The organism is Pantoea rwandensis, assembly GCF_002095475.1.
Classification (GTDB): domain Bacteria; phylum Pseudomonadota; class Gammaproteobacteria; order Enterobacterales; family Enterobacteriaceae; genus Pantoea; species Pantoea rwandensis.
In genome coordinates, this window is record NZ_MLFR01000026.1 from 13,248 (window position 1) to 27,173 (window position 13,926).

The window sequence follows — 13,926 nt, forward strand, 5'->3', positions numbered from 1 at the left end:
GAGCGGCAAGATGGCAAAGATTGGCATTTTTACAGGTACGGTTTACGGCAATGCGCTGCTGGTGGCTGAAGAAGCACAGCCGGTACTGGAAGAGCAGGGCCATGAAGTCAAAGTTTTCGAGGATCCCTCGTTAGCGGATTGGCAAGCCTACGGCAAAGAGGTGATTTTGATTGTCACTTCAACAACCGGCCAAGGTGATTTCCCGGATAACATTGCCCGTTTATATGTACAAGTCCGTGATGAAGTGGGCTATCAGCCTGAGCTGCGCTATGGCGTCATTGCACTGGGTGACAGCAGCTATGACAACTTCTGCGGGGCGGGTAAAACCTTTGATGCGACGTTGCAGGAGCAGAGCGCCAAACGCGTCGGTGATGTGCTGTTGGTGGACGCCACGGAAGATCCAGAGCCCGAGTCTGTGACCACGCCATGGGTAGAGAACTGGGGTCAGTTGCTGTAATTTTTGCCTTAGCTTCGGATCTGGCAAGCGGCTACAGGCAATCTAAACGGCCTGAAGAATCAAGTGATAATTTTTTCAGGCCGTTCAGATCGCTCCCCTCTCCCATGTGGAGAGAGGGGAACGATAGCTATCAGGTCACCGGTGCCGGATTGAACACCGCCAGCTGATTGCGAATTCCCCAACGATCAGACCAGGTTTGTTTGCGACCACTGGCAATATCCAGAATCAACTCAAACAACCGCCAGCCCACTTGCTCGATACTCTCTTCGCCAGTGGCGATGGTGCCCGCGTTAATATCCATCAAATCGTGCCAGCGCTCTGCCAGGGCATTACGCGTCGCCATTTTAATCACCGGAATAGCCGCCAGGCCATAGGGGGTGCCGCGCCCCGTGGTGAAGACCTGCAAGGTAATACCTGACGCCATCTGCTGTGTGCCACAAACAAAATCACTGGCGGGTGTCGCCGCATAAATCAGCCCCCGCTTAGTGGGGCGCTGGCCAGGTGACAACACTTCAACAATCGGGCTGCGTCCTGATTTGGCAATCGATCCCAGCGCTTTCTCCACCACGTTTGCCAGGCCACCTTTTTTATTGCCGGGCGAGGGATTGGCGCTGCGGTCGGTTTGCCCCTGACTGAGATAATCGTCATACCACGCCATCTCTTCCAGCAGCCTTGCGCCCACACCTTCATCCACCACGCGTGGCGTCAGCAGATGTATCGCATCGCGTACTTCGGTCACCTCGGAGAACATCACCGTGGCACCGCAGCGCACCAGCAAATCTGAAGCAAATCCGACAGCCGGATTGGCCGTCACGCCGGAAAACGCATCGCTGCCGCCGCATTGGGTGCCAATCACCAGTTCTGATGCCGGGCAAGTCTCACGCTGGCGCAGGTTCAGTTTTTTCAGATGACGCTCGGCGACATGAAGAATTTCATCCACCATCGCGCCAAAGCCTACGTGTCGTTCATCCTGCAAACGCACAATATCGTTGTCATCAAGCGAAATGGCCTGCACATCTGGTGTGCCAGTCAGCAGACGTTCTGGCTGTAATTTTTCGCAGCCGAGGCTGACAATCATCACTTCGCCCCCAAAGTTGGGATTAAGGGCGAGGTTGTGGATAGTGCGAATCGGCACCACCGCTGCCGGTGCGTTGATCGCCACACCACAGCCATAAAGATGATTGAGTGCAACGACGCCATCGACGTTGGGATAACGTGGCAGCAGATCGCGTTCGATCATTTGCACCACATAATCAACCACACCAGCAACACAGTGAACGCTGGTGGTGATACCAAGCAAGTTGCGGGTACCCACACTGCCATCGGCATTGCGATAGCCTTCGAAGGTATAACCCTCAAGCGGCGGCAGCGCAGGGGGGACATTGTTTGCCAATGGCAAGCTGTTGAGCGGGGGCGCTTCGGGCAGTGCCACCAAAGATTCTTCAATCCAGCTACCTTGCGCAATAGGGCGCAACGCGGTGCCAATCACCTCACCATAGCGCAGGATTGCGCCATGCTCAGGGATATCAACCAAGGCCACTTTATGCCCTTGCGGCACATGTTCAGTCAGCTGTAAGCCGTCATCAAAACGCGTGCCTGCGGGCAAGCCCTGGTTGTTGACCACGATCGCCACGTTGTCGGCGTCGTGCACTTTTATATAGAGCGGTTTCTCTGTTAGCGGTCGGTTCATTGCTCACCTTCCAGTTCGTCGCGCTGTACATGGCAGCGCGTTGTAAATGCTTCCGTCACGTCATCATTTTTTGCCAGCCTCAGTATATGCAGGGGTATTGGCTAACGCATTGTGCAACTGACTGGCTTTGCGCCGTTTTATTGCCTGAGTTTGGTTCGTTTCACCAAACGCAAGTGAAGAGACTCACAAAGTGCGCTGTGCCGGGCTGTTTATTAACCAATTTGGTCGTGAAAGGTGCTGTTCCGTGAGCCACGCCGCAGCGTTATGTGCAATTGCCAGAAAATAGACGCTAATCTCTTTTTATTATCGGGCTTCCTTCCAATGTCTCGCCTGCTGGCTGTTCCTATACTGATTCTCGTTCTTCAACGTTTGGTTATTCGTCACGACGCATCATCGTTTGCCATAACAACAATCGCCGTGTTTAACCCGACATCATTCTGATACCCAACGCGATGTGTATGCAGTCAGAGTGAATGTAGCGTTCGCTATATTTCAGGAGTGCAGCATGAATAGTTTCAGCCAGACAGCGGAAACGGTGCAAAAGCGCACCAATGCCCGTTACTGGATTGTGGTGATGTTATTTATTGTCACTTCATTCAACTACGGGGACCGCGCCACCATCTCGATTGCCGGTTCTGCCATGTCCAAAGATATTGGCCTCGATTCGGTTGGATTGGGCTACATCTTCTCCGCCTTCTCATGGGCTTACGTTATTGGACAGATTCCCGGCGGCTGGCTGCTCGACCGCTTTGGATCAAAACGCGTCTACTTTTGGAGTATTTTTACCTGGTCGCTGTTTACCTTGCTGCAAGGCTTTGTCGACGTATTCAGTGGCTTTGGCATCATCATCTCGCTGTTTATGTTGCGCTTCCTGGTGGGCTTGGCTGAAGCGCCTTCCTTCCCGGGCAACAGCCGTATTGTGGCCGCTTGGTTCCCCGCGCAAGAGCGCGGTACCGCAGTGGCCATCTTCAACTCCGCTCAGTATTTCGCCACAGTAATCTTTGCACCGATCATGGGGTGGTTGGTCTCTGAAGTGGGTTGGGCACATGTGTTCTGGTTCATGGGCGGGTTGGGCATCATCCTCAGCTTTATCTGGCTGAAAGTGATCCACGATCCCAATGACCATCCGGGCGTGAATAAAGCCGAACTGGAGTACATGGAGCAGGGCGGTGCGCTAATCAATATGGATGCCAAGAAATCCGAGCAGAAGGTGAGTTGGAGTGAGAAGTGGTATCAAATCAAACAGCTGCTGACCTCCCGCATGATGCTGGGTATCTATCTCGGCCAATATTGTGTTAACGCCTTAACCTACTTTTTCATTACTTGGTTCCCGGTGTATTTGGTTCAGGCACGTGGCATGTCGATTTTGAAAGCGGGCTTTGTCGCTTCGATTCCCGCGATATGTGGCTTCGCAGGCGGTGTGTTGGGCGGCGTGATTTCCGACTATTTGATGCGTAAAACCGGATCGCTGAACATCGCACGTAAAACGCCGATTGTGCTTGGCATGCTGCTCTCCATCAGCATGGTGATGTGCAACTACACAGAAACCGAATGGGTTGTGGTGTTCTTTATGGCGCTGGCCTTCTTTGGCAAAGGCATTGGGGCATTGGGTTGGGCGGTGATGGCTGATACCGCACCAAAAGAGATCAGCGGCTTAAGCGGCGGCTTGTTCAACATGTTTGGCAACTTCTCCGGCATCGTTACACCCATTGCGATTGGCTACATCATTGCCACCAGCGGTTCCTTCAACGGCGCGCTGATTTATGTCGGTATCCACGCGTTTGTCGCCGCCTTCAGCTTCCTGGTGATAGCGGGTGATATCAAGCGTGTTGAACTGAAACACCGAGCATAAGGACGAACTATGAATACGCAAAGTAGCCCAGTGATCACCGATATGCAGGTTATTCCGGTTGCCGGTTACGACAGCATGCTACTGAACATTGGTGGTGCACACAGCGCCTGCTTCACCCGCAACATTGTGGTGTTGACCGACAGCGATGGTCACACCGGCGTAGGTGAAGCACCGGGTGGCGAAACCATTTACCAAACGCTGGTAGAGGCTATTCCGCAGGTCAAAGGCCAGCAGGTGGCGCGCATGAACCGCCTGGTGCAGCAGGTGCATAAGGGTAATCAATCAGCAGATTTCGATACCTTCGGTAAAGGTGCCTGGACCTTTGAACTGCGCGTCAACGCGGTGGCGGCGCTGGAAGCCGCACTACTGGATTTGTTGGGCCAATGTTTGGGCGTGCCGGTGGCTGAGTTGCTCGGTCCAGGCCAGCAGCGCGATGAAGTCACGGTACTCGGTTATCTGTTCTATCTTGGCGATCGACGCAAAACCGATCTGCCGTATTTGACTGGCGAAGGTGCCAGTCACGACTGGTATCACCTGCGGCATCAGGAGGCACTGACGCCGGAAGCGGTGGTGCGTTTAGCCGAAGCGGCACAGGACAAATACGGCTTCAAAGATTTCAAACTGAAGGGCGGCGTGCTGCCGGGCGAGCAGGAGATTGAATCCGCTGCCGCACTGAAAAAACGCTTCCCGGATGCACGCATCACCGTCGATCCCAACGGCGCCTGGACACTGGATGAAGCCATTCGTCTGTGCAAAGGCATGGGTGATGTGCTGACTTACGCCGAAGATCCGTGCGGTGCCGAGCAGGGCTATTCCGGTCGTGAAGTGATGGCGGAGTTCCGCCGGGCCACTGGATTACCTGTCGCCACCAATATGATCGCCACCAACTGGCGCGAGATGAATCACGCGGTAATGCTCAATTCGGTGGATATCCCGCTGGCCGATCCACACTTCTGGACGCCGAGCGGCGCGGTGCGCGTGGCGCAATTGTGCGACGACTGGGGCTTAACCTGGGGCTGCCACTCTAACAACCACTTCGATATTTCGCTGGCGATGTTCACCCACGTTGGCGCTGCCGCACCGGGCAAACCCACCGCCATTGATACGCATTGGATCTGGCAGGAGGGCGATCAGCGCCTGACTAAAGAGCCATTACAGATCCGCAACGGCAAGATTGCCGTGCCGGATAAGCCCGGCCTCGGCGTTGAGCTGGATTGGGATCGCTTGCATCAGGCTAATGCCCTCTACAAATCACTGCCGGCGGGATCGCGTAACGACGCCACGGCGATGCAGTATCTGGTTCCCGGTTGGTCATTCGACCGCAAGCGTCCGGCTTTTGGACGTCGTCATGCTTAAGGAGCAGGAAATGAGTCAGACCCCGAAAATTACATCGTTGCAGGTCATTCCGGTGGCCGGTCACGACAGCATGTTGCTGAACCTGAGCGGTGCACATTCACCGTTCTTCACCCGCAACATTGTCATCATCAAAGATAATTCAGGCCATACCGGCGTTGGGGAGATTCCGGGCGGCGAAAAGATTCGTCAGACGCTGGAAGATGCCGCGGCGCTGGTGGTGCAGAAAACGGTGGGTGAGTACAAAAACATCCTCAATCTGGTGCGCAGTACCTTTGCTGACCGCGATTCCAGCGGACGCGGCAATCAGACCTTCGACCTGCGTACCACCATCCATGTGGTGACCGGCATTGAAGCGGCGTTGCTGGATCTGCTGGGTCAGCATCTGGGCGTCAACGTTGCCTCGCTGCTGGGCGATGGGCAGCAACGCGATCGCGTTGAGATGCTGGGTTACCTGTTCTACGTCGGCGATCGTAAAAAAACCTCGCTGCCTTATCAGAGCCAGGAAGATGAGAAATGCGACTGGTATCGCCTGCGTCATGAAGAGGCGCTGACGCCGGATACTGTGGTGCGTCTGGCCGAAGCTGCGTATGAGAAATATGGCTTCAATGATTTCAAACTGAAAGGCGGCGTGCTGCGCGGTGGTGAAGAGGCCGAAGCCGTCACTGCACTGGCGAAACGCTTCCCGCAGGCGCGCGTGACGCTCGATCCTAACGGTGCCTGGTCGCTGAATGAAGCGATTCTGCTCGGTAAGCAACTCAAAGGCGTGCTGGCCTATGCGGAAGATCCGTGTGGCGCCGAACAGGGCTACTCTGGCCGCGAAGTGATGGCGGAATTCCGTCGCGCCACTGGTATGCCGACGGCCACCAACATGATCGCCACCGACTGGCGTCAAATGGGTCACACGCTGTCCCTGCAATCGGTGGATATCCCGCTGGCCGATCCACACTTCTGGACCATGCAAGGTTCGGTTCGCGTGGCGCAGATGTGCCACGACTTCGGCCTGACGTGGGGTTCGCACTCTAATAACCACTTTGATATTTCGCTGGCGATGTTCACCCACGTGGCCGCCGCCGCACCGGGTGCGATTACCGCCATCGATACCCACTGGATTTGGCAGGAGGGCAATCAGCGTCTGACTAAAGAGCCGTTCCAGATCAAAGGTGGCATGGTGCAGGTGCCGCAAAAACCGGGTCTGGGTGTCGAGCTGGATATGGATCAGGTGATGCAGGCCAACGCGCTGTATCAGAAACACGGTTTGGGCGCGCGCGACGATGCGCAGGCGATGCAGTTCCTCGTGCCGAACTGGACATTCGATAACAAGCGTCCGTGCCTGGTACGCTAACGTTTCCGGCGTCCCGTGCGGGCGCCTGTTGTAACAGACAGGAGTAAAGACAATGAGCAATGCCTGGCCGAACCATTTTCGTCGCCGTTTGCTGGCAGGGGAAACCCTGATTGGTAGCTGGTGTGCCCTTGCCAGCCCGATTTCTACTGAAGTTCTGGGGCTGGCAGGCTTTGACTGGCTGGTGCTGGATGGCGAACATGCGCCGAACGACATCACCACCTTTATCCCGCAGTTGATGGCGCTGAAAGGCAGCCACAGCGCGCCGGTGGTGCGTCCGCCTTGCAACGAACCGATCATCATCAAGCGCCTGCTGGATATTGGCTTCTATAACTTCCTGGTGCCGTTTGTGGAAACCGAGGAAGAGGCGATTCGCGCCGTGGCCTCCACGCGTTATCCACCTGCGGGTATTCGCGGTGTGTCGGTTTCGCATCGCAGCAACATGTACGGCACGCTGCCCGACTACAACGCCACTATCAACGACAACATCACAGTGCTGGTGCAGATCGAAACGCAGCAAGCTGTCGATAACATCGATGCTATTGCGGCAGTGGACGGCGTCGACGGCATCTTTGTCGGACCGGGCGATCTCTCGGCGGCAATGGGCTATCTCGGCCAGCCTGCCCATCCTGAAGTGCTGAAAGTGATCAAACATATCTTTGAACGTGCCAAAGCGGCGGGCAAGCCGAGTGGGATTCTGGCACCTGTAGAAGCCGATGCGCGACGTTATCTGGAATGGGGTGCCACCTTTGTGGCAGTGGGCAGCGATCTCGGTGTTTTCCGCAACGCCACGCAGGCGCTGTGCGACAAATTTAAGAAATAACTGACTAAGAGGAAAGGCAATGAAAATTGGATTTATCGGCCTCGGTATTATGGGCAAACCGATGAGTAAAAACCTGGTGAAAGCCGGTTATTCACTGGTCGTTCGCGACCATAACGTCAGCAATGAAGCCGAACTGGTGGAGCTGGGCGCTACTGTGGCCAAATCGCCAAAAGAGGTGGCTGAGCAGGTCGATGTGCTGATCACCATGGTACCGAATTCACCACAGGTGAAAGAAGTGTGCCTGGGTGCTAACGGTATCATCGAAGGGGCGAAGCCAGGTTTGATCGTCATCGATATGAGTTCCATCGCACCGCTGGCCAGCCGTGAAGTGCACGATGCGCTGGCAGAAAAGGGCATCAAGATGCTGGATGCACCCGTCAGCGGCGGCGAGCCAAAAGCCATTGAGGGCACGCTGTCCGTGATGGTCGGTGGTGATAAAGCGGTGTTCGATCAGTGCTACGACATCATGAAAGCGATGGCGGGTTCGGTGGTGCACACCGGCGATATCGGTGCAGGCAACGTCACCAAGCTGGCGAACCAGGTGATTGTGGCGCTGAACATCGCGGCGATGTCAGAAGCACTGTCACTCGCGACCAAAGCAGGCGTGAACCCTGAGCTGGTGTATCAGGCGATTCGTGGTGGGCTGGCAGGCAGCACCGTACTCGATGCCAAAGCGCCAATGGTGCTGGATCGTAACTTCAAGCCGGGCTTCCGCATCGACCTGCACATCAAAGATTTGGCCAACGCGCTGGATACATCACACGGCATTGGCGCGCATCTGCCGCTGACCGCTGCGGTGATGGAGATGATGCAAGCGCTGAAAGTGGACGGCAAGGGCACCGCCGACCATAGCGCACTGGCTTGCTATTATGAAAAATTAGCTCAGGTCGAGATCACCCGGTAGTTCGTCTGTCCGGTGTCCTTGGATGCCGGACCGCTTACTGCCTTTGCCGGACGGAAAACCGTCACTTACCGCGCTCGGATTGCCTATGAAAATTGTCATCGCACCGGATTCATATAAAGAGAGTTTGTCCGCCCTGGAAGTGGCCTCGGCAATTGAAGCGGGATTTAGCGAAATCTTCCCCGCAGCCGAATACGTGAAAATACCGCTCGCCGACGGTGGTGAAGGCACGGTAGAAGCCATGGTGGCGGCCACCCAAGGAAGTATTGTCAGATTGACGGTGACGGGACCGCTTGGCGATCCCGTCGAAGCCTTTTATGGGCTATCCGGCGATGCGCGCACGGCCTTTATCGAAATGGCCGCCGCCAGCGGGCTGGAGTTAGTGCCCGTCGCACGGCGCGATCCCCTAATTACCAATTCGTTCGGTACCGGTGAGTTGATAAAAAAACGCGCTCGATCGCGGTGTTGACCATATCATCATCGGCATTGGCGGCAGTGCCACCAACGATGGCGGCTCCGGTATGATGCAGGCGCTCGGTGCACGTTTGCTGGATAAACAGAATAATGAGATTGCTTTCGGCGGCGGCGCGTTACCGCAGCTAGAGCGGATTGAGATAGACCAGCTGGACGCACGGCTTCAGCAGTGCCGCATAGAAGTGGCTTGCGATGTGACGAACCCATTGACCGGCGAAGAGGGCGCTTCGGCCATTTTTGGCCCACAAAAGGGCGCGACGCCGGAACTGGTTCGCCAGTTGGATCAGGCTTTGGAACACTACGCGGGCATCATTCACCGCGATTTGGATATTGATGTGCTGCACATCGCAGGTGGTGGTGCAGCGGGGGGCATGGGCGCGGCGCTGCACGCATTTTGCCATGCCGAATTGCGCCGAGGCATTGAGATTGTGACGGAAGCCCTGGGACTTGCTGAACAGGTGAAAGATGCAGACCTGGTGATTACCGGGGAAGGGCGTATTGATAGCCAAACCATTAATGGCAAAGTGCCAATCGGTGTGGCCAAGGTTGCAAAGCAGTTCAACAAACCTGTGGTGGGTATCGCCGGTAGTTTAACCTCGGATGTGGGAATCGTGCATCAACACGGATTGGATGCGGTGTTTAGCGTGCTGTTCAGTATCGGCACGCTCGAGGACGCGCTAAAGAATGCGGCGCAGAATGTGCGGCTGACGGCGCGCAATGTCGCGGCGACCCTCAAGATGGGGCAGGGGTTGTAACCCCTGCGCTAAGCGCAGCGGCGCGATTTATCGCGCGTGTTGACCCGATGTGGCACAGTGCCGCCTCAGGCAAGGCGAGTTAAATTCCGCCGCTACCATTCTGTTTACGAAATCATATGACGCCCAGCACCTTGCGCGCCTCTCTGGCGACATTCGCCATCTCGTCGCTCATCTCCAGCAGTTCGGGTTCCAGCGCCTCAATATCGCTTTCCTGATGCAAACTCTTCTCTAACTGCAGGCACAGCTGCTTAAGCCTCGGCACGCCGCTGTAGCTTGCGCTGCCGTGCAGTTTGTGGATGATTTCACGCAGCCCGGCCACATCATTGCTGGCGATGCAGTTCTCCACGCGCTCTTCCACTTCGGGCAGAAAATCCAACAGCATTTGCAGCAAGTCACGCGCCAGATCGGGTTTATTCGCGGCCTGGCGCAGAGCCAGCGTCCAGTCGAGAGACGGCGCAACGTCTGGCTGTACCACCTGCGCTGTTACCCTGTTCGGCGCGTAGCGCTGCAGCAATTGACTGAGCTTGCCCTCATCAATCGGCTTGGCAAGATAGTCGTTCATGCCTGCACCTATCAGTTGTTCACGCTCACCATCCAGTGCATGAGCAGTGACAGCCACAATCGGTGTGTTGGCATGCAGTGGCAGGTTGCGGATGATTTCACTGGCGCGAATGCCATCAATGTCAGGCATCTGAATGTCCATCAGTATCACGTCCAGCTTGTGCAGCCTCGCTTGGCGAATCGCCTGTTCAGCGTTGTCGCACAAGATGATGTGCTGCACCTCTTCTTCCAGCAACGCCCCAATCAACTTCAGGTTGGCAGGATTGTCATCTACGGCCATGACCGTTAAAGGTTGGCGGGCACTGCGGGGCTGCGCATCGCTTTGCCGACTATGCAAGTCCAACAGCATCGGCAACAACCGCGTTAAGGAGACGGGCTTAGCAATGCAGCCCGCAATGCCACGTGCACGGAGATCGTCTGCAAACAGCATCATCTCGCTCGGTAAGGCTAACAGTACGGAATCCGCATGGGAGCGCAGGCGCGTAATCAGCGCATCGGAGAGCGTGGTAGGGTGCGGATCGCTGACGGGCAACCCCATCAGAAGCAGCGGGAAATACGTATCCGGCATCTCTTCCAGCGTCGCATAGTGCTGCACCTGCAACGGCGTAATGCTCAACATCTCTTGTACCGCTTTTGCAACGGCAGCATGAGGCTCGATATAGGCAAGAGGGATGGCGCGTAAATCCTCCAGCATGCGCGGGATGGGAGGAGCATTAGGATTGAGATCCAGATGGATATGGACCCAGAAGGTTGAACCCTGATTCTGACGGCTGTGGAAGGCTATCTCACCGCCCATTTCACTGACCAGTTTCTGGGTAATGACCAAGCCCAAGCCGGTGCCGCCGTGGCGACGAGAAATACTGGCATCCGCCTGGCGGAATGCCTGGAACAACTGTGACTGCTGCTGTTCTGAAATACCGATGCCCGTGTCATGCACCTGGATTTCCAGTTCAGCGCGGGTGGTGCTGAGATTACGTAATTCCACACGCAAATCGATGTGACCGCTCTCGGTGAATTTAATGGCGTTGCCAATCAGATTAATCAGGATCTGTTGCAGGCGCAGCGGGTCGCCAATCACATTGTCCGGTACCTGTTTTTCCAGGCAGACGGTGATCTCCAAGCCTTTGTCATGGGCGGACGGCGCCAGCAGGACCAGGGTTTCATCGAGCGTGGCACGAAGGGGGAAGGGGATAGACTCCAGCACCAGTTTGCCTGCTTCCAGCTTTGAGAAGTCGAGAACATCGTTGATGATGCTCAACAAATTATTGGCGGAGCGCTCAATGGTACTCATGTAATCGCGCTGGTTGGTGCTGAGTCCGGTTTTTAACATCTGGCGGGTAAAGCCAATCACGCCATTCAGCGGTGTGCGCAACTCATGTGACATATTGGCAAGGAATTCAGATTTGATACGCGCCGCCTCTTGGGCACGCTTCTTCGCCAGATCTAGCTCGACGTTTTGAATCTCTAGCTGTTCCAGGGTTTCACGCAGATCGTAAGTGGCCTGATCGATATTCTGCTGCATCTCTTCGTGATAGGCGGTGAGCGACATCGCCATGGCATTGATACCATTTTTTAAAATGCTCAGCTCGCCCAGCATGTAGCCATCCACCCGGCTGTCGAGTTGGCCGCGACGAATCCGGTCCACGGTGGAAACCATATTACGAATCGGCCCAGTGACGTCGCGCATCAGGCGATAGGCAAACAGCATGGCGATGCACAAACAGAACAGTAACAGCAAAGTGGCTACAAACACCTCTTTGTACTGCTCCAGTCGTACCGATTGCAGATCCAACTCAATCGCCACGTAGCCAAGCGGATTGCCCGCGGGTTTGGCATCTTCACCGGGCAGTTCATCCACGGAATAACGTTCTGAGATAATCGGTGTACGTAACACCATCAAATTACCGTGGCGTTCAACCGATACACCGTCTTCTAAAGTCGAGATGTCTTCTTTTTGCAACAACGCGAGGTTTTGGTTGTTGTTCGAGGTGACGTAGATGTGATTGTTGTTGTCGAAAATGGTAATGGCACGGACAATATCGGAATGACGACGATGCAGCAGGCTGACCAACTCGCGAATCGCATCGCGGTTGTGCCAGGTCATGCCATATTCGCTCGAGACTGCCAGCGGTTCAATAATGTTAGCACCCGCGTCGCGCACCTGATGCTGTAACTCGTTATAGCGGTGAACCACGAAGAAGGTACTGAGCAGCAGGCCAATCATCAGCGTTGGCGCCAGTATCAAAATCATCATTCGTGCCCGCAGGCTATATTTGGTCATAATTGTGGCCTGGCGACTCCTGGCATTTTATCCCTGTGCACAAACCGGTAGCGGCGGCACACCCAATTAATATAGAGAATTCACAACACTATGGCGCAATTTTACTCCGCAAAACAGCGTGTGACGACCAAGCTTCGTATTACCGTCACCATTGAAGACCTTGATCCCTTTGGGCAAGGTGTTGCGCGCCATAAAGGAAAGGCAATGTTCGTCAGTGGTGCGCTGCCGGGTGAACAGGCAGAAGTCACGGTCATTGAGGATAAACGTCAATATGCTCGCGCCAAAGCCACGAAGATTATCAACCCGAGCGCGCAGCGTGAGAAGCCGCGCTGCGTGCACTTCGGGGTCTGTGGTGGCTGTCAGCAGCAGCATGCGGCCGTAGAGTTGCAGGAAGCCAGTAAAGCGCGCGGGCTCAGTCGGCTGCTTAGCCAGGATGCCCCCTTACCCGTGCATGTTGATGAGATCATCAGTGGCCAGAGTTGGGGCTATCGCCGGCGTGCGCGTTTGGGGTTGCAGTGGCAGCCTAAACAGCAGCGTTTACAGATGGGGTTTCGTCAGGCGGCCAGTAACGATTTGGTTGAATTGAAGCAGTGCACTATTTTGGTGCCCCAGCTTGAGGCGCTACTCCAGCCGTTGCACCAGTGCCTCAGTTCGCTGCAGGCCGTCAGGCGTTTGGGACATGTTGAACTGGTTCTGGCTGACAATGGCCCACTGATGGTACTGCGTCATCTTGATGCATTGTCCGCTGGCGATCGCGCAAAACTGGAACGTTTTTCGCATGAGCATCAACTGATGTGCTATTTGGCCGATGGCAGTGACATCTTGCAGCCGTTGGGTGACTACGCACCCTTTTATCAATCCTTTGATTTAAGGCTCACTTTTAGCCCACAAGATTTCATTCAGGTTAACGATGGCGTGAATCAGCAGATGGTGGCAAAGGCCATTGAGTGGCTGGATTTGCAGCCAGAGGATCGCGTGCTGGATCTGTTTTGCGGCATGGGCAACTTTACGCTGCCAATAGGAAAGTTTGTACAAAATGCCGTGGGTGTGGAGGGTGTTGCAGCATTAGTCCAGCAGGCAGCGTATAATGCTGAGCTGAATAATCTTAAAAATGTCCGCTTTTTCCAGCACAACCTGGAGGAAGACGTTGCCCGCCAACCGTGGGCAGCACAGGGATTTAACAAGGTGTTACTGGATCCCGCGCGTGCCGGAGCCGCAGGTGTGATGTCGCACATCGTTAAACTTGCGCCGCAACGTGTGGTCTATGTTTCCTGTAACCCAACAACACTTGCGCGCGACAGTCAGGCATTACTGTCGGCGGGCTACCATTTGGAAAGGGTCGCGATGCTGGATATGTTCCCACATACCAGCCATCTCGAATCCATGGTGCTGTTCAGCAAAACATAAGCGACGTCTTTGTCGTTATGGCAGGAGAGG

9 protein-coding genes and 1 pseudogene are annotated in these 13,926 nt (G+C 55.3%); 8 read left to right on the forward strand and 2 right to left on the reverse strand.

Annotated elements, in window-relative coordinates; genetic code table 11:
• Nucleotides 1-10: 10 nt before the first annotated feature.
• Nucleotides 11-457: a flavodoxin gene (locus tag HA51_RS20290; protein WP_084936385.1), complete on the forward strand. Its 447-nt coding sequence runs from the start codon at nt 11-13 to the stop codon at nt 455-457.
• Between the two features lie 130 nt (nt 458-587).
• Here HA51_RS20290 and garD read toward each other — a convergent pair whose 3' ends face one another.
• A complete protein-coding gene (gene garD, locus HA51_RS20295) occupies nt 588-2,147 on the reverse strand; it encodes a galactarate dehydratase (RefSeq protein ID WP_084936386.1) in 1,560 nt (519 codons plus the stop codon).
• A 505-nt stretch (nt 2,148-2,652) separates the two neighbouring features.
• Here garD and HA51_RS20300 point away from each other — a divergent pair.
• The 6 genes and pseudogenes from HA51_RS20300 (at nt 2,653) to HA51_RS20325 (ending at nt 9,647) form a co-directional block, all read left to right on the forward strand.
• Nucleotides 2,653-3,999: an MFS transporter gene (locus HA51_RS20300; protein WP_084936387.1), complete on the forward strand. Its 1,347-nt coding sequence runs from the start codon at nt 2,653-2,655 to the stop codon at nt 3,997-3,999.
• Nucleotides 4,000-4,008: 9 nt separating this feature from the next.
• A complete protein-coding gene (locus HA51_RS20305; RefSeq protein WP_084936388.1) occupies nt 4,009-5,355 on the forward strand; it encodes an enolase C-terminal domain-like protein in 1,347 nt (448 codons plus the stop codon).
• A gap of 10 nt (nt 5,356-5,365) precedes the next feature.
• Nucleotides 5,366-6,697, forward strand: a complete 1,332-nt coding sequence (gene gudD / locus HA51_RS20310) for a glucarate dehydratase (protein WP_084936389.1) — start codon at nt 5,366-5,368, stop codon at nt 6,695-6,697.
• Nucleotides 6,698-6,749: 52 nt separating this feature from the next.
• Nucleotides 6,750-7,517, forward strand: coding sequence for a 2-dehydro-3-deoxyglucarate aldolase (gene garL / locus HA51_RS20315; RefSeq protein ID WP_084936390.1), 768 nt, complete (start codon nt 6,750-6,752; stop codon nt 7,515-7,517).
• Nucleotides 7,518-7,536: 19 nt separating this feature from the next.
• Nucleotides 7,537-8,421, forward strand: coding sequence for a 2-hydroxy-3-oxopropionate reductase (gene garR, locus HA51_RS20320; RefSeq protein WP_084936391.1), 885 nt, complete (start codon nt 7,537-7,539; stop codon nt 8,419-8,421).
• An 85-nt stretch (nt 8,422-8,506) separates the two neighbouring features.
• Nucleotides 8,507-9,647: pseudogene (locus HA51_RS20325) on the forward strand (glycerate kinase).
• 112 nt (nt 9,648-9,759) lie between these two features.
• On the opposite strand, the gene barA reads toward HA51_RS20325, so the two are convergent.
• Entirely contained in the window at nt 9,760-12,489 is a 2,730-nt protein-coding gene (gene barA / locus HA51_RS20330) for a two-component sensor histidine kinase BarA (RefSeq protein ID WP_084936392.1), read from the reverse strand.
• Between the two features lie 90 nt (nt 12,490-12,579).
• Between barA and rlmD the strand changes: the two genes are divergently transcribed.
• Nucleotides 12,580-13,896, forward strand: coding sequence for a 23S rRNA (uracil(1939)-C(5))-methyltransferase RlmD (gene rlmD, locus HA51_RS20335; protein ID WP_084936393.1), 1,317 nt, complete (start codon nt 12,580-12,582; stop codon nt 13,894-13,896).
• The last annotated feature ends 30 nt before the right edge of the window (nt 13,897-13,926 follow it).